The 16910-nt window shown below is 45.5% G+C and carries 13 protein-coding genes; 9 read left to right on the top strand and 4 right to left on the bottom strand.

Features of this window, described 5'->3' with window-relative positions:
- Positions 1 to 24 precede the first annotated feature (24 nt).
- From NV379_RS10455 to phnW, 3 genes are read left to right on the top strand one after another with little or no spacing between them, the layout of a single operon-like run.
- Complete coding sequence (locus NV379_RS10455; RefSeq protein ID WP_258207257.1) at positions 25 to 1743, top strand: putative 2-aminoethylphosphonate ABC transporter permease subunit; 1719 nt, start codon at positions 25 to 27, stop codon at positions 1741 to 1743.
- A gap of 42 nt (positions 1744 to 1785) precedes the next feature.
- Positions 1786 to 2634, top strand: coding sequence for a phosphonoacetaldehyde hydrolase (gene phnX / locus NV379_RS10450; RefSeq protein WP_308860275.1), 849 nt, complete (start codon positions 1786 to 1788; stop codon positions 2632 to 2634).
- Positions 2635 to 2637: 3 nt separating this feature from the next.
- Entirely contained in the window at positions 2638 to 3753 is a 1116-nt protein-coding gene (gene phnW, locus NV379_RS10445) for a 2-aminoethylphosphonate--pyruvate transaminase (RefSeq protein ID WP_258207255.1), read from the top strand.
- 154 nt (positions 3754 to 3907) lie between these two features.
- On the opposite strand, the gene NV379_RS10440 is transcribed toward phnW, so the two are convergent.
- The 3 genes from NV379_RS10440 to NV379_RS10430 are packed head-to-tail and all read right to left on the bottom strand — an operon-like array spanning position 3908 to position 7326.
- Complete coding sequence (locus tag NV379_RS10440; protein WP_258207254.1) at positions 3908 to 5470, bottom strand: extracellular solute-binding protein; 1563 nt, start codon at positions 5468 to 5470, stop codon at positions 3908 to 3910.
- Between the two features lie 33 nt (positions 5471 to 5503).
- Entirely contained in the window at positions 5504 to 6376 is an 873-nt protein-coding gene (locus NV379_RS10435; RefSeq protein WP_258207253.1) for a carbohydrate ABC transporter permease, read from the bottom strand.
- 23 nt (positions 6377 to 6399) lie between these two features.
- Entirely contained in the window at positions 6400 to 7326 is a 927-nt protein-coding gene (locus NV379_RS10430) for an ABC transporter permease (protein ID WP_258207252.1), read from the bottom strand.
- A 209-nt stretch (positions 7327 to 7535) separates the two neighbouring features.
- Here NV379_RS10430 and NV379_RS10425 point away from each other — a divergent pair, with 209 nt between their 5' ends.
- Positions 7536 to 9857, top strand: coding sequence for a helix-turn-helix transcriptional regulator (locus NV379_RS10425; protein WP_258207251.1), 2322 nt, complete (start codon positions 7536 to 7538; stop codon positions 9855 to 9857).
- A gap of 13 nt (positions 9858 to 9870) precedes the next feature.
- Here NV379_RS10425 and NV379_RS10420 read toward each other — a convergent pair whose 3' ends face one another.
- A complete protein-coding gene (locus tag NV379_RS10420) occupies positions 9871 to 10779 on the bottom strand; it encodes a helix-turn-helix transcriptional regulator (RefSeq protein ID WP_258207250.1) in 909 nt (302 codons plus the stop codon).
- Positions 10780 to 10928: 149 nt separating this feature from the next.
- Here NV379_RS10420 and NV379_RS10415 point away from each other — a divergent pair, with 149 nt between their 5' ends.
- The 5 genes from NV379_RS10415 (at position 10929) to NV379_RS10395 (ending at position 16746) form a co-directional block, all read left to right on the top strand.
- The gene (locus tag NV379_RS10415; RefSeq protein ID WP_258207249.1) at positions 10929 to 12206 is read left to right on the top strand and encodes a DUF455 family protein; all 1278 of its coding nucleotides are present in this window, start codon (positions 10929 to 10931) and stop codon (positions 12204 to 12206) included.
- Positions 12199 to 12504 (top strand): 2Fe-2S iron-sulfur cluster-binding protein, encoded by a 306-nt coding sequence (locus tag NV379_RS10410; protein WP_258207248.1) that lies wholly within the window; start codon positions 12199 to 12201, stop codon positions 12502 to 12504. Before NV379_RS10415 ends, NV379_RS10410 begins: the two co-directional genes overlap by 8 nt.
- Before the next feature lie 43 nt (positions 12505 to 12547).
- Entirely contained in the window at positions 12548 to 14296 is a 1749-nt protein-coding gene (locus tag NV379_RS10405) for a glycoside hydrolase family 35 protein (RefSeq protein WP_258207247.1), read from the top strand.
- A gap of 96 nt (positions 14297 to 14392) precedes the next feature.
- Complete coding sequence (locus tag NV379_RS10400) at positions 14393 to 15139, top strand: IclR family transcriptional regulator (protein WP_258207246.1); 747 nt, start codon at positions 14393 to 14395, stop codon at positions 15137 to 15139.
- A gap of 251 nt (positions 15140 to 15390) precedes the next feature.
- On the top strand, positions 15391 to 16746 hold the full coding sequence (locus NV379_RS10395) for an ABC transporter substrate-binding protein (protein ID WP_258207245.1): 1356 nt from the start codon (positions 15391 to 15393) through the stop codon (positions 16744 to 16746).
- Positions 16747 to 16910 lie beyond the last annotated feature (164 nt).

Raw genomic sequence — 16910 nt, 5'->3', positions numbered from 1 at the left:
ACATGAGGAGCTGAATGAATAGCAATGATAGGTGGAAAATCAGTACGTCAAAGGCGAGGCGGCGATCAATGGCTGCAAACCTTACTAATGGTCATCATGATTGTCATCTTGTTTGTAAGCATCTTATTGCCTCTGTACGGCCTATTTAGCAAAGCTTTTACAGATGAGAATGGTCAATTTATCGGAATAAGTAACTTTATTCATTACTTTGATACACCTGCGCTTGCGCAATCTTTTAACAACACGTTATATATCTCGTCCGTTACGACCGTTATTACAGTTATCTTGGCATTTGCCTTTGCTTATGCCATTAACCGATCTCAAATTCGGGGCAAGATGCTGTTTCGTTACATCGCACTTCTGCCTTTATTCGCACCGACGATGATGCACGGGATTGCGCTAACGTATTTATTCGGCAAGCAGGGGCTAATCACAACGGGCTTTTTTGGCGCATTGCCTTTCTCTTGGGATATTGGGCTGTATGGAGCGACAGGCATTATTATCTCCGAAGTGATCTATGCGTTCCCACAGGCATTCTTGATCTTAAGTGTTGCACTTGCGGTGTCAGATAATCGTCTTTATGAAGCGGCAGAGACACTAGGCGCAGGTCAGCTTCGTAAATTTGCGACAGTAACGCTGCCGAATATGAAATACGGACTCGTTAGCGCGATATTTGTTTGCTTCACAATCTCATTCACGGACTTTGGGGCACCGAAGGTAGTAGGTGGACAATTTAATGTCCTGGCAACGGATATTTATAAGCAAGTGGTGGGTCAGCAGAATATGGGAATGGGCGCAACAGTCGGCATTCTCCTTACGTTACCCGCACTACTTGCTTTTATCGTGGATCGATTCGTAGAGCGTAAGCAGAGTGCACGTATTACGGCGAAATCGACACCGTATCGGATTCAAGACGGTCGCATGCGAGATACACTTAGTTACGTATATTGCATCCTAATCGTCACTCTGATCCTCATACTTAATCTAACCGTTATATTAGCAGCCTTTATCAAAGTTTGGCCGTATCAGTTATCACTCACATGGAAGCATTTTGACTTCACACAGACAGCGGGTGAGGGGCTAACCCCGTTCTGGAACTCACTGACCGTGTCCATTTATACCGCGGTTATCGGGACGATGCTCACTTTCGGATTTGCTTATCTCATTGAAAAAATAAGGTTTTGGCGCGGTTTGCGTCAGGTCGGTTATTTCTTGTCCATCATTCCACTGGCGTTGCCGGGTATGGTCATTGGACTTGCGTATATCTTCTTCTTTAATAACCCAGACAATCCACTGCATGCGATTTATGGCACAGCGATCATCATTGTACTTGCGAATATCGTACATTTTTACTCGGTACCGTTTATCACAGCCACAACCGCTCTGAAGAAGCTTGACAAAGAATTTGAATTGGTCTCTGAATCGATGCGAGTGCCATTCTACAAAACATTTTTCCGAGTAACGGTTCCGATGTCGTTGCCTGCGATCTTGGAGATTGCTTCGTACTTCTTCGTGAATGCGATGGTAACGATCTCAGCAGTTGTGTTCTTGTATGCGGCAGATTTTAAGCTAGCTTCTGTAGCCATTGTGAATATGGATGATGCGGGAGATATTGCCCCTGCAGCAGCGATGTCTTTGCTCATTCTCGTTACGAATATTCTCGTCCGAATCTTATATGAAGTCGTAACGCGTAATTTGCGCAAACGGACAGAGGCTTGGCAGAATACTTCCCATAAAATGTAGATCGTCAAATGTAGATCAACAAATGCAGATCATAGAAGGAGTGTGCAGCAAGTGAAGGTACAAGGTGTTATTTTGGATTGGGCAGGAACTGTTGTCGATTATGGTTGTTTTGCACCCGTTGCGGCTTTTAAGGAAGTGTTCGCAAGTCGTGAACTAGAAGTTACGAATGAAGAAGTACGCAAACCGATGGGTATGCTTAAGAAAGACCACCTGCGTACGATGCTGCAAATGCCTCGTATTGAGCAGATGTGGGTCGATAAATATGATCGTAAACCGGAAGAAACTGATGTGGACGAGCTGTATGAAGTGTTCGAGCCAAGCTTGTTTGCTATTTTGCATAACTATGTAGCACCGATTCCAGGTTCACTTGAGATGATTGCACGTTTACGTGATCAGGGCATTAAGATCGGTTCTTCAACAGGCTACACACGTGAGATGATGGATGTAGTCGAGCCGAAAGCACGTGAGCTTGGCTATGCACCTGATTATGTCGTGACGCCTAATGAAGTGCCAGGAGGCAGACCGTATCCTTGGATGATCTATCGCAATACGATGGAGCTTGGTGTTTACCCGCTTGCTGCAGTCGTGAAGTGCGGCGATACGATCGTGGACATTGGGGAAGGGGTAAACGCAGGCGTATGGACAGTCGGCGTTCTGAAGGGCAGCAATGAGCTTGGCTTAACGGAAGAGGAAGTGACAGCGCTTGAAGCGACTGAAGAAGGACGCACACAATTGCAACAGCAATTAGAAGCGATCCGTACGTCATTCCTTCGCGAAGGCGCTGATTATGTGATCGAGTCGATTGGTGAGCTAGATCAAGTCGTAACAGCGATTAATGAGCGATTGGCACGAGGCGAGCAGCCTATTTTACAAAAACAAGGTGAGGTGTAAGTGATGATCACGGCAATCAGACAAGACAATCCGTATGTACTGCTGACTCCAGGGCCACTTAGCACGACCCCTACTGTAAAAGGCGCGATGATGCGGGACTGGTGTACGTGGGATGATGATTACAACAATCTTGTGCAAGAAGTTCGTCAGAAGCTGGTGAGTCTTGCCACACCGCAAACTGATGATTATACAGCCGTTCTTATGCAAGGCAGTGGATCATTCAGTGTGGAGTCGGTGATCGGGTCCGTTATTCCGAAGACGGGTAAGCTACTCGTACTGGTGAATGGTGCTTACGGTCAGCGTATTGCGCAAATGGCAGAAGTGCTAGGGATTGCGACGACAGTCGTGCATTTTGGCGAGGTAAGTCCGGCTACATGTGAGGATCTAGAGGCAACACTAGAAGCAGACACTAGTATTACGCATGTCGCATTTGTCCACTGTGAGACGACAACAGGCATTCTTAATCCACTTGCAGCACTATCTGAAGTTGTGAAGCGCCACGATAAAGTCTTGATTGTTGATGCGATGAGTTCGTTCGGTGGGGTGCAGATGGATGTGACGGAGCTCGGGATCGATTTCCTTATCTCTTCGGCGAACAAATGCATTCAAGGCGTACCGGGATTCGGGTTTATAGTGGCAAAAAGAACTTCTTTAGAGGTGTGCGCAGGGCAGGCGCGCTCGGTGTCACTCGATTTGTATGATCAATGGGCAACGATGGAGAAACAAGGGGGCAAATGGCGCTTCACATCGCCAACTCACGTGGTACGGGCATTCCATCAAGCACTCATAGAGCTCGAAGAAGAAGGCGGCATTGCAGCACGTGAGGAGCGCTATACGCTTAATCAACGTATTCTCGTCGAAGTGATGGAGGGGCTCGGATTACAGACGCTGCTTACGAGAGATGTTCAATCTCCGATTATTACCGCATTCCGTTATCCAGATAGCTCCAACTTTACGTTTAAGGAGTTATATAACAGGCTTAAAGAGGAAGGCTTCGTTATTTATCCAGGTAAAATATCGGCAGCGGATACTTTCCGCATCGGCAATATCGGTGATGTACATCCAGCAGATATGGAGCGTCTGGTTGAAGTGATCGCACGCAATCGGTTCTGGGTATAAAACATACAACAAGCAATACTCTGCTCGACATCGTACATCGTTACTAGGATAAGGTACTTTATACGTAGGTAAGAGACTTCGGATCTACTCCAAAGTCTCTTACCTATTTGCATATCTATTTCATTTTTTCAAATCCTATTATCGATCTCACTTACTACTTCGCCATTTTCTTCGCGTAGTCTTCGTTAATTTCTTTCTCCATCTTCAGGAAGTTTGGATCATTCTTAACCTTTTTAATTAGAGCGTCAAAATCCTCAATTTTCTGGTGCCCCAAAATGACTTTTGTTCGCATATCGAGCACTTTTTTATTAAAGTCAGGGTAGTACGTATTGTAGGCTTCGGAGTAGAGCAAGCCCTCGGCTGGCTTCGGTGTCTTAACAGCTGAGCGCCCATCGAGAATTTTCTTCTGCTTCGCGTAAAAATCTTCTGGAACCCCAATCGATTGGATGTTCATGTCTGGATTGACGAGCAGGAAGAGGGAGTTCATGTTGCTGTCGCCAACTAAATCTTTAGCTGCTTGCTCAGTCGGTATTTTCTTACCACCTTCTTCTTTGTAATGAACGCCTGGAATACCGAAGAATGCCATTTCATTGCCTTCTTTACCATAGCCCCAATTCAAGAACTCTAGAATTTTCTTTACTTTGGCTTCTGGCACTTTTTTAGGAATGAAGAACTCACCATAGAATCCAGAGTTGGAAGGGGCAAACTTCACACCATTCGGGCTGGCAAGGTAGGGCAGTGGTAATACCTCGGCTTTCGGGTTGGTTTTGCGAATCGGCTCGGTATTGATCCAAGATTGCGCCATAGATACGGCGAATCCTCCAGAATTCCCACTCTTAACGAGATCCATAATTTGAGTCAGTTTCAAGATCGCAAAGTCCTGTGGAAAGAGACCAGCATCATAGGCCTTCTTGATCCATAGCAATCCTTCGCGTGAACCAGGTTGCGTCATGGTCGCATAAAGCTTCCCGTCTTCTTTCAGTTTCCATACGCCTTGTGTCTCATTGAAAATGCCATTCACCCAGACAATATAATCGGCACTTGTGGAGAAAGGTACCGTCTTGCCGCCTCCAGCTGGATCGGCTTCTTTAAATTTCTTAAGCACGTTAAAGAACTCATCCATATTTTCCGGTACTTTAAGTCCCAATTGATCGAGCCAGTCTTGACGCAATTGAGGGAATACGCCTCCACCGGCAGTTGGGAAGTAGCGTGGTACGGAATAGTTCTTGCCATTAACCTTCGTATTCGCCCAAGCATCCTTCATTTCAGGACGATTTAAGTTCGGGTAGTCTTTAATAAACGGCGTTAAGTCCCAGAACACACCTTGGCTGATTAATTCTCTGGGCTGTTTCGTATTGGAGTCATCAACATACGTCAGATCAGGCAAGTCACCTGATGCCAAGAGGACGTTAATTTTGTCGTCGTACGTGTTAGCAGAGAGCCAGTTGATCTTGAGCTTGGTATTGGTCCGTTTCTCAATTTCTTTCCATAAGGGGTTATTCTCATCGACGAACGTATCTGCATAGTTAATGACTTCGATGCTGATGTCAGTTGGAGCTTCTTGCTTCGGGGTGTCGGTAGATTTAGCCGTAGAATCAGATGTAGCAGCAGGTGAAGTAGTTGTCGACGCCTCCTTGGAAGAACATGCTGGCAGCACGATAGTTCCAAGTAAGGTCAGGCAAACAAGGGAATGCTTCATTTTCTTGTTTATGATCATAGTAGCCCCTCCATCATAATTGATTTTATGTAATCATCCTTTTACAGAACCAATTAACGCTCCCTTGGCAAAATGTTTCTGTAAGAATGGATACACCAACATAATCGGCAATGTCGTAATGACAACGGCAGCCATCTTGAGTGTCTCAGTGGGCATTTTCTTCGTAGCACGCATCGCGGCCGCACCGTCAATGGAGGCAGAAGGATCGACCAGCATGTTTTGCAACAGGACTTGTAGCGGCCATTTCTCAGGGCTATTCATGTACATCAGTGCGTTGAAGAACGTGTTCCAGTAGCCGACCGCATAGAACAGACCGAAGGCGACAAGTGCAGGTAGGGATAGGGGGAGCACGATGCTGAAGAAGATGCGAATGTCATTTGCACCATCAATGAATGCTGCCTCTTCCAAGCTCTCCGGCAGACTGTCGAAGAATCCCTTCATGAGCAGAACGTACCAGCCACTTGTAATTGTAGGGACGATGAGTGCCCAGATGCTATCAATTAACCCCATCTCTCGAACGACCATATAAGAGGGAATGAGTCCCGGTGTGAATATAATAGTAAACAGGATAATTAACATAATAACGCGGCGGTATTTGAGTCGTTTTCGTGAGATTGCATAAGCAATGCCGGATGTGACGAGTAGGCTCAGCAGTGTACCGACGGAAGCGAGAAATCCGCTAACCTGAAGCGCTTTGAGAATGTTGCTGTTGCTGAGCAAGTGGTGATAAGCATCGAAGGACCATTTTTCAGGAAAAAGGATTAAAGGCTTCTGATAGTATTCGACGGGGTCTGTGAACGATAGGACAACTGTAAAATAGATCGGAAAAAACGAGATGACTGTGAATAGGATGAGAAACCCAGCATTTACGACCCGAAAGGTGCGATCACCCCAATTAGATTTCATATCGATAGCCTCCATTAAGTGAATTAGAATACGCCTTCTTCTCCTGAACGCTTAGCCCCGTAATTGACGAGGAAGATGAGGATGATGCCAACGATTGACTTGAACAGCCCAATTGCTGCGCTGTAGCTGAATTGACCTTGTTTAATACCCACACGGAATACATACGTATCAAACACATCGGCAACTTGTGAGACAGCGCCGTTCGTCATCAAGTAAATTTGTTCAAAGCCTGTATCGAGCACAGACCCCAATTGAAGAATGAACAAGATGATGATGACGTTGCGAATGGCGGGAAGCGTGATGTGCCACATCTGTCTGAAGCGCCCTGCACCATCAACTTTGGCAGCTTCATATAGCTGTTGATCGACCCCGGAAATCGCGGCAAGGAATATAATCGTGCCCCAGCCCGCTTCTTTCCACATGACTTGTGCAGTAACGAGTCCCCAGAAGAAATTCGGCGTTGTGAGGAAGTCGATGCGAGCAAAGTCGGCTGCTGCGATGATCTTGTTAATGAGTCCTTCGGATTTCGATAACATGAGGTAAGTTAGACCATAGATGATGACCCATGATAGGAAGTGAGGGATGTAAATAATAGACTGCACGAAACGTTTAAACACCATATTCTTAAGTTCGTTTAACATGAGGGCAAGGATGATCGGAAGCGGGAAGAAGAATAGGAGATTAAAGAAGCTGATTGCAAGCGTGTTCCGCAGTAGGATGATGAAATCTTCATTACCGAAAAATCGTGCGAAGTGCTCAAAACCGACCCATTCACTTTTTAAGATACCTAAATAGGGGGAGTAGTTCTGAAAAGCCATCGGCAGCCAGCCAATCGGAATGAATTTGAAAATGAAAAAATAGATGAGACCTGGAAGCGCGAGTAAGTATAAGTATTTGTTTTTCCATAGTTCCATCCGAATTTGTTCTACGCCTGATCGCTTGGTTACCATCTGCTTGGCTCATCTCCAATCTGATACTTAATGGTGGGGGAATGAATGTTTTTATTGTAGGGAAGCCTGTTATTTCCTTCAATTGTCCGTTTTTGTATACGCATTTCCGGCGATAGTAATTTCTTGTTATTGTAAGTTTTTAGCGTATCCATTACGATATGAAATACAAACTTGGACGAGAAAAGGTGATGACGTTGAAGCAATTTCTGATGAAGCAATCGTCGCGTCGGGGTTCTTTTTACCGGAACAGTCTTATGCTTGTCCTCTTCATTACTTGCCTGCCAATCGCCCTGATCAGTATCGGAATTTACTACACAGGGAGCAAGCAGATTGTGAGTGAGCTTAATCATTCGCATCAACTTCAGGTGAACGAGACGATTCAGCATTTTGACGATTATTTATCCCAATTAGAGCTGTTCTCTGCGCAATTAGGGTTCAATCCGGGATTTGACGAGACAATAAGTCAGCTTGATTTCCCGCAGCAATTCGTTCAAACCAATGAACTATTCCGTTCACTCTCCTTACTTCGCAATGCCAATCCACTGATTCACCATGTGTCCTTATATTTAAAAGAACCCCGCAAACTCATCAGCGACGAATACGGAGTTAACAGTATTGTGAATGAAAGCGAGCTGGATATTTATAATGCTCTGCTTGCAGAGCCTCGCAAATTGTTCTGGATGTATCCGATGCAGAACTTGAAAAACACGAATTTTAATTCCCACATGCTTGTGATCAAGTTATCTCAATCGGTTACACAATCCCCTTACGGCATGTTTCTTATTTATATCGATCAGTCGACGCTTGATAAACTTGTGCAGAAGAAGACGACAGGCACAGGGATTTCTTTTCTCATGAATCAAAAAGGACAGGCTGCGACCTCCCTTACGAATCGATACAACGAAAATCAGGATATGAACATGACGGAGCCCATTTTTAAGCAGATTATGCAGCAAAATCTAGATAGAAATTCTTTTATTTATCAAGATCAAAAGATGAACTACTCGGTATCCTACGGCAAGTTGCAGCGATTCGGTAATGAATGGGTATATGCATCCGCAACACCTGTGAATCGAATTCTACAACCTGTTACTGACATCACCCGCACGATTCTCATCATTAGCTCAATCGGACTTACCGTTGCTTTACTACTCGCATGGTTTGCTTCCAAACGTATCTATAATCCGCTAAGTCGCTTACTTGCGATATTCCAACCGTCCAAAGGCGAACCTGACACGGAATGGGATGAGGATGAAATTCAATTTATCGAAAAGCAGTGGAAATTAAGCCTAGATGAGAGACAAGTACTGCGTAATCAAATCCATGATGCGATTCCTGCCTTACGTGCAAGTTTCTTACTCCAATTCAAACATGGCAATTTCAAGCATTGGCGGGAAGAAGATTTCATTAGTCGAATGCAGCAATTGGAATGGGACATTACTTCGAAGCGATTTGCGTACTTGTTCATTCAGATCCATGGGATGACAGATGCGGATCAGCAGTTCGCAAGTCATACGGAGCAACTAATTAACTTCGGGGCATCGAACATTGTGGAAGAGTTGTGCTTGCAGAGGGCGGTATATGTAAATGTGACGGACTATCAGGATTCAACAATCGGTGCGATGATCGTGCTGAATGCCGATTGCTCTATGGAGGAACATGATCAGCTTTTATTGGAACTCGCGGAGGAAATGAATCGTGTTATTCGTGAGCTGCTTCGCAGCAATACGACGATCGTTGTTAGCAACATGACAGAAGTTTTTGCAGAGCTTCCAGATTTAGTGGACGAGACGCAGAAGACGTGGCGCTATCGAGATATGAATGTTTCCCATCAAATACTTGCAGTGAAGGACTTAATTCCAAATGGGGAGCAGGCCGTGCAGTTTCCTTTTGAAATTGAGAGGGATATTGTGCAGTCGCTAAGGATGGGACAACAAGTAGAAGCGATGCAGCAGATCGAGCGTTATATTGCTGCCCTGCAAGCAAGTATTGGTACGCATCTATACATCCATCAAGGGATGATGAAGTTGCTCGGCAGTATACACGATACGATTCTGAAGTCAGGCATGAATCCATATTCCCTCTATGAAGGTGTACACGTCTACGAGGAATTCATGCAGATTCGCAAGCCTGACCAGATGGTGAAGTGGTTCGAGGTAAGAATCATTAAGCCGTATATCGAAGCAATATCGACCCATTACAATACATCAACGAAGGACATCGTCGATCAAGTGGTCGATCGTATTCACAGCGCTTATATGCACGATTATTCCCTTGAATATTACGCTGATGAATATCAGATAAGTCCGTATAAGCTGAGTAAAGCGTTCAAGCAGGTAATGGGGGTTAATTTCATTGATTATGTCACCACCGTACGACTCAATCGATGTAAAGAAATGCTCGTAACGACTGATCTGAAAGTAGGTGAAATTGCTGAACAGCTTAGTTATCAAGCCTCTTATCTGGTTCGAATCTTTAAGAAGAGTGAAGGTATTACACCAGGGCAGTATCGGGAGAAGTATCGAGTCTAAAGGAAGTAAGGGACTACTTCTCCTTGGCATGTTGCCTGAATTGAAGCGGTGGCATACCGACGACGCTGCGGAACGCTCGACTGAAATGAGCAGATGAAGAGAAGCGCAAGGTTAGGGCAATTTTCTCCATACTCCAATCGGTTGTAGTGAGCAGTAATTTCGCTTCGCGAATTCGTACATGACGTAGAAAGTCACTTGGCGAGGTGCCATATACACTTTTGAAGCAATGATGCAGATGGGTGCGATGAACGTTTAAGTGTTTGGCAAGCAGACTCATTCGTACTTCGTCCAAGAGATGCTCTTCGATCCAATAGGCGGCTTCGCGAGCAAGCTTGAGTTGGGACGGCTTCACTTGCGCGAGGGTTAATTGCCCTTCTTTGGCTTGTAAGAACCAGCTTGCCAGCATCCCGACTAATTCGAGCAGGCTAGAATGAATATGAAGCAGCTTAATGGAGTGCTCCATCTGAACACGAATGTCGTGTTGGGATGAGAGCACTTTATTGCTTAAGGGACTACCTCGACTAATGAGCCGCAAATGCTCGCCATACGCGGTTAAGAATTGACGCACACGCTCGTACAGCTCTGGATATTCTGCATGTCGAATGATAGGGTGAGCGGACATTTGGAAAATGGCATGAATATCACTTTGTTCCACGTCAAAATGAAAGACGAAGAATGAGCAATCCTCCATCATCTCCATCTGATGAAACATGTCAGACCCAATGATAATGCCATCGCCTGGATACAAGACATACAGTTGTCCACTGACCCATTGATGGATCACACCCTCGACACAGACGATGTATTCGAAGAAAGGATGTCGATGATTCGGATACGTCCAACCAGCAAGCTGCTTGGCATATTCAATTCCTGGAAGTCGAATCGCGCTATATAAATTGTCTAAGATAAATAAGTTATCCATCCCCATTAACGACCCCTTTATCTTAATGTCATATCCATCTTAACTACAATTATATAAAAATTCAGGACGATCTGAAATGGTTAGCTTGCTTATTCGATGCTAGGATGAAGACATGAAGGTTGTGAAGTCATGTTAGGGAGGAATACCTAATGGCAAATCAAACAATTGTAATGGGCAATCCGGGCAGAAGAACGGTTGATGAAGCATCCGATATGTTGAAAAAGATGTACTTGGTAGAAAGAGAGACGATGCGCACGTTAGCTGGTTATTTGGTCAGTGCTTCGAATTGGGAGTTGAAAAAAAGCATACCGCGTTTATTGTGGCAGGACGCTCAAAGAGCAGATATGTTACGGACACGGGTGCTTGAGATGCGTTATCCACGTCGGGATGTAGATCAGAAGCATTATGCACCGCTTCAAAGTTATTTGCAGACGTTAATATTGGCTGCCAATGATGCAGAGTTGGTACAAGGTGTGTTTCTTGTAACGAAGGTACAACTTGTGATTGCTTATGAAGATTATCTCAAAGAAATTGATGATCTCGTTGATGCACCGACATTCGCATTCTTACCACGCTTTGTACAGGAAGCTCGAGATCAAATTAACGAAATATTAAAAATATATTCGAGGCTCGAGCATTTTGACCGTCCAGAAGTGACCACTTGGGGGCAAGCATTGACAGCATGTTTAAGCGAAATGGGTGGCTTACTTGGTGAGAAGACAGGATCCGCGATCCCTACAAGTCTGCCACAGCGTCCTGTATATACTTTGCCGATTGAGCCCGTACGGGATCCAAGGTTTCTACCTGCAAAATACCATATGCCACCACGTGAGCCACGTAACTTCATCGAGCGTCAAGTATGGCAAGGGATTAACCATGTGAATGAAATTTGGGCGGCAGAAGTGCCAGCGACTGTACTTTGGAAGTGGAATGACATGCCGTGGGAATTTTATCTTGATTGTTCGAGATGGGCGTATGACGAATGCCGTCATGCGTTAATGGGCGAGAGACGATTGAAAGCATGGGGATTTGAGATTGGTGTGGATGTACCCGTCTATGGGGATCATTACGCATCACAAGCAGCTCACGGTGAACTCAATCTACTAGCCCTACTTCATACCCTTGAAACAAGTGGTCCAGCTTGGAAGAGCGGACTGAAGAAGGATTTTGAAGAAGAAGGCGATACCGCAAGCTCGCAGGATTTTGACTATGACTGGGCGGATGAAAGCATTCACCTTGCTTATGGGTACAAGTGGACATTACACCGATTAGGTGGCGATATGGAGCTGCTTGAAGCGAAGAAGGAAGAGACATTGAACCGATGGCGTGCCTGGTGGCAAGAGCGTCAAGAGCAGTGGGATTACGAGCCGTTTATGTCAAGAATTCAGCAGAAAATTGCTGAGATCGAGGCGAGACATCATGGCTGATTACAAGGCGAGGCTTGAGGCAACAGGAGAAGTGTTTACCGTGGAATCAAATGAATTAGTGCTCGATGCTGCGATTCGGCAAGGGGTGAAGATTCCTTTTTCCTGCCGTAATGGAACGTGTCGTACTTGTATATATACCGTTGGATCTGGAACGGTCGTTCAAGAAGATCCGGATCTGTGTTTAATCTCTCCAGCAGAACTTGCAGCAGGCCGAAGATTGTTATGCATGTCGACTCTCCGGTCAGATTGTGTGTTAGTGAAGGCTTCTTCGAAGCTATCTCGAGTAGCTGAAGGCTAAGGTAAGATAGATCATTCATTTAAATCATAAAGGAGCGAATCGAATGAACACATTTGGTATCGAAGGGAAACATTTTGTAAGTAACGGTAAGCCTGTACAGCTTATTTCAGGTGCTATTCATTATTTCCGGGTGTTGCCTGAGTATTGGGCGGATCGACTGCTAAAGCTTAAAGCTTGCGGATTTAATACGGTAGAGACCTATGTGGCGTGGAACATTCATGAGCCGCAAAAAGGGCAGTTTAACTTTGAAGGGATTGCGAATTTAGTTCGGTTTGTTGAGATTGCAGGTGATCTAGGTCTACATGTAATCGTGCGTCCAAGCCCATATATTTGTGCAGAGTGGGAATTCGGGGGTTTGCCAGCATGGTTACTTGAAGATCCAGGAATGCGTCTTCGCTGCTACCACAAGCCATTCCTCAATCATGTAGATGCTTACTATGATGTGCTACTACCTAAATTAGTTCCGCTGCTCTGCACAAATGGCGGACCGATTATTGCGATGCAGATTGAGAATGAGTATGGCAGCTATGGGAACGACGTGAAATATTTAACCCATTTAAAAGAAAGTATGATTAGTCGTGGTATTGATGTATTGCTATTCACATCCGATGGCCCTGAGGATATTATGCTGCAAGGTGGTATGGTGCCAGGTGTATTGGAAACGGTGAATTTCGGCTCCAGACCTGTAGAGGCATTCGAGAAGTTACAAGCGTATCAACCCGATCAACCTCTGATGTGTATGGAATACTGGAATGGCTGGTTTGATCACTGGGGTGAGAAGCACCATACACGTGATGCGGATGACGTCGCGCAAATATTCGAGACGATGCTGGCTGCAGGCGCTTCTGTTAACTTCTATATGTTCCACGGTGGAACGAATTTCGGCTTCTATAACGGTGCGAATTATTCCACCAAATATGAACCGACGATTACGAGTTATGATTATGATGTACTGCTGGATGAATCGGGTGAGCCTACAGATAAATACTTTAAAGTGCGTGATGTCATTCGTAAGTATGTCGATGTACCTGAGTTACAGCTTCCTGAGCAGATGCCAAAGCGTAGTTATGGCGAAGTTCAGATGACTGCGCAGGCTGGCTTGTTCAATTCGTTAGATGTACTTTCTACGCCTGTTCAGCGCACTTGTCCGGAGACGATGGAGGCACTCGGTCAGGATTACGGATTTATTTTGTATACAACCAAATTATCTGGGCCAAGAGAAGAGCTGAAGCTCAATATTCAAGAAGTGCGCGACCGTGCGCTTGTGTTCTTAGATGGTCAGTATCGAGGTGTTATAGAGAGTTGGAATCCAGAAGGAGAAGTGAAGCTTACAGTGCCACCTGAGGGTGCGACCCTGCAATTGCTCGTCGAGAACATGGGTAGAGTGAATTATGGACCGCGTCTTAGAGATTCGAAGGGCATTACCGAGGGTGTGCGTTATGGCTATCAGTTCTTGTTCGATTGGACGATTCATTCGCTGCCATTAACGGATCTAAGTGCCTTATCTTATAGTGAAAATAGTCCTGCCTCACATTACCAGCCAACCTTCTATAAAGGTACTTTCCATGTGGGAGAGATTGGGGACACTTACCTAAAGCTTGAAGGCTGGACGAAAGGCGTTGCCTACGTCAATGGCTTTAACTTGGGACGTTATTGGGAGGTTGGACCGCAGCAGACACTTTACGTACCTGCACCACTCTTGCGCGAAGGTGAGAATGAGATTGTGATCTTCGAACTGCATGGGGCTAATTCGCCTGTTGTTACACTACAAAATCATGCTCAATTGGGTTAAATGATACAATCTGCTATTTACGATCCTTTCCATTTTCAGTTATACTATAAGAAACTGTGTTTCATATGGTGAAACAATATCGAGGGTGATGATGAAATGGAAGATGGTAAATTAACGGTTCGTGCTGTAGAGCGGGCCTTGGATATTTTGTTATGCTTTACTCACGTTCATGAGCTGTCATTAACGGAAATTTCACAGCGTGTGGATTTACATAAGAGTACGGTTCATCGCTTGCTCGCTTCTCTTGAAGGGAAAGGATTCTTAATTCGAGATGCGGCAAGCGATAAATATCGCTTGGGCTTTAGTCTATGGGAACTGTCAGCGAATTTATCGCAGGGCGATGATCTTGGCGCCATCTTGCTGCCGGAGATGGAGCGTCTGCGCGATGTGATCGGCGAAACGGTATCGCTATACTTACGCGACAGTATGGAGCGCGTTCGCATCCAAGCGGTGCAAAGTAACCACGCCATCCGGCGTGTTGCACCGGTGGGGGCACGGATGCCCCTCTTCGTTGGGGCATCGAGCAAAGTGCTCACCGCCTACGCCGACGAGGCGGTGCAGGCGCAGGTGCTGCAGGAAGCGGAGCGGTCGACCCCTGGGTTCGACCGAGACTCCTATCTGCAGCAGCTGCGGGAGACCCACAGGATGGGCTTCGCCACATCCTTTGAAGAGCGCGAGCCCGGCGCTGCGGCGATTGCCGCGCCGGTTCTCGGACGCAGCGGTAAGCTCGCTGCGGCAATTGCAGTGTCAGGCCCGGCGAACCGCCTGACACCTGAGATGATGCAGGCGTACGCGCCGACTCTGCTCGAAGCAGCTCGCCGCATGGGTACGATGCTGTCCTAACCGTGACAAGCTGATACTCTTTTTACTTGAATTAAATCGTGTATGATCACTTATCCCTATACACCCTACGACTAACTTCTAAGATCAGACCTTGCCACGCGCAAGGTCTGATTTCGATTTTCCCGTGCAACAAGGTAAATCGAATAAATGATCATGGAATCGAAAAATAGATCATTACAGAGAAATCCATGTAAGCGCTATTATTGGGATGTATCATACAAAAGCATGATTCTTGTAAGGGGGATTACGAAATGAAACAATTAGTTGTGACGAAGAAGCTTTTGATCGGAGCACTAGCAATGACAATGGGTGCAGGACTTGCTGCTTGCGGTTCAAAGACAGATACAGCAGCTACAACGAGTCCAGAAGCGGCAACACCTTCCGCAGCACCAGCATCGCAGCAGCCTTCGCAAGCACCTACAGCCAAACCGGTTACACTCAAATTCCCTATCTGGTCAACAATCACACAAGATATTTTTACAAAATTAAAGTTAGTTGAAGAATACAAGAAAGTGAAGCCGAACGTCACGATTGAGCTTGAGCTTCTGAAAGACACCGAGTTCGAGAATACGATGAAAATTCGCAATGCAGCGAGTGAACTGCCAGACATTCTACCACTTAAACCAGGTTGGCTCTTGAATTTCAAGGATAACATCATTCCACTTGATGACCTAAAAGCAACGCAGAATAACTTGTTTGCCAAAGAATATGCCATTGACGGTAAAGTGTACGGTATTCCGCAAGATCGCTTTAACGAGTTCGTATGGTACAGAAAAAGTGTGTTCACAGAGCTGAACCTTCAAGTTCCAAAGACATGGGATCAATTCATCGAAACCGCTCAGAAAATTAAGGCTAGTGGCAAGTACACACCGATCCTGATGGGTGGAAAAGACGGTTGGCCGGATTATCCGTTCAACGAGTTCATGCCAGCTCTTGAAGGCGGCGACGGTCATATCTGGAACTCGATGGCGGCAGTCGATGAGCCATTCTCCAAGGACCAGCCATTCTACAAATCCTATACGAAGATTAAGAAATTGTACGATGCTAAAGTCATGGGCAAAGATCCACTAGGGATCGGTTGGGATCAAGCGAAAGCAGCATTCGGCGCGAAACAAGGTGCAATGATCGCTTCCGGACAATGGTTCGTATCCGATGTTGAGAAAATGATGAACGGCGACATGAGCGATATCGGCACGTTCTTACTACCTGTCAGAGAGAAGGAAACCGATAAGCTAAACACCATCACGATGGTGGATTCGTTCTACACGATCCCTAAAGTTTCGAAGAACCAGCAAGAAGCGAAGGAGTTCTTGGAATGGTACTTCAGTAAAGACTGGTACACGAAGCTTATGACGGAATCTAAGATCGCCTCCACAATGAAGGATATTAACATCGATCTAGGTGCTACCTTTAAAGCGGCATATGAGGGTGTAGATGTGAATTATGTCGTGTATGCAGGTACGAACGAAACGTACAAGAAAATTGAGTCTGCGACGAAGTTTGACGTGAAGAAGATGGGTCAAGACATGATGGCAGGCAAAGACTTCGAGAAGATGATGACCGATATGAACAAGCAGTGGAAAGATGCGAAGTCTAAGATCAAGTAATCGATTATTCGAATAAAAACTCCCTTCTATATATAGTAGCTGCTGATCGCTGGCAGCTGCTATATTTGTCTAGGAATCCCTCTACTTAATCTATTATAATTAATTCATGAATTCGTTGTTATCTGAATGGATGGTGGGCTGTCATCAAGCGTAAAGGTTTAACC

It is taken from the genome of Paenibacillus radicibacter, assembly GCF_024721995.1.
Taxonomy (GTDB): Bacteria; Bacillota; Bacilli; order Paenibacillales; family NBRC-103111; genus Paenibacillus_AM; species Paenibacillus_AM radicibacter.
The sequence above is the reverse complement of the archived record's forward strand: the minus strand, read 5'-3'. Positions and strand labels throughout refer to the sequence as shown.

What these genes read in the sequence shown, in the direction of transcription:
- NV379_RS10410 (WP_258207248.1), top strand. Translation starts at nt 12,199, where the DNA reads ATGGCTGATTACAAGGCGAGGCTTGAGGCAACAGGAGAAGTGTTTACC.
- NV379_RS10420 (WP_258207250.1), bottom strand. Translation starts at nt 10,779, where the DNA reads ATGGATAACTTATTTATCTTAGACAATTTATATAGCGCGATTCGACTT.
- NV379_RS10425 (WP_258207251.1), top strand. Translation starts at nt 7,536, where the DNA reads ATGAAGCAATCGTCGCGTCGGGGTTCTTTTTACCGGAACAGTCTTATG.
- NV379_RS10435 (WP_258207253.1), bottom strand. Translation starts at nt 6,376, where the DNA reads ATGAAATCTAATTGGGGTGATCGCACCTTTCGGGTCGTAAATGCTGGG.
- NV379_RS10405 (WP_258207247.1), top strand. Translation starts at nt 12,548, where the DNA reads ATGAACACATTTGGTATCGAAGGGAAACATTTTGTAAGTAACGGTAAG.
- NV379_RS10400 (WP_258207246.1), top strand. Translation starts at nt 14,393, where the DNA reads ATGGAAGATGGTAAATTAACGGTTCGTGCTGTAGAGCGGGCCTTGGAT.
- NV379_RS10440 (WP_258207254.1), bottom strand. Translation starts at nt 5,470, where the DNA reads ATGATCATAAACAAGAAAATGAAGCATTCCCTTGTTTGCCTGACCTTA.
- NV379_RS10455 (WP_258207257.1), top strand. Translation starts at nt 25, where the DNA reads ATGATAGGTGGAAAATCAGTACGTCAAAGGCGAGGCGGCGATCAATGG.
- NV379_RS10395 (WP_258207245.1), top strand. Translation starts at nt 15,391, where the DNA reads ATGAAACAATTAGTTGTGACGAAGAAGCTTTTGATCGGAGCACTAGCA.
- phnW (WP_258207255.1), top strand. Translation starts at nt 2,638, where the DNA reads ATGATCACGGCAATCAGACAAGACAATCCGTATGTACTGCTGACTCCA.
- NV379_RS10430 (WP_258207252.1), bottom strand. Translation starts at nt 7,326, where the DNA reads ATGGTAACCAAGCGATCAGGCGTAGAACAAATTCGGATGGAACTATGG.
- NV379_RS10415 (WP_258207249.1), top strand. Translation starts at nt 10,929, where the DNA reads ATGGCAAATCAAACAATTGTAATGGGCAATCCGGGCAGAAGAACGGTT.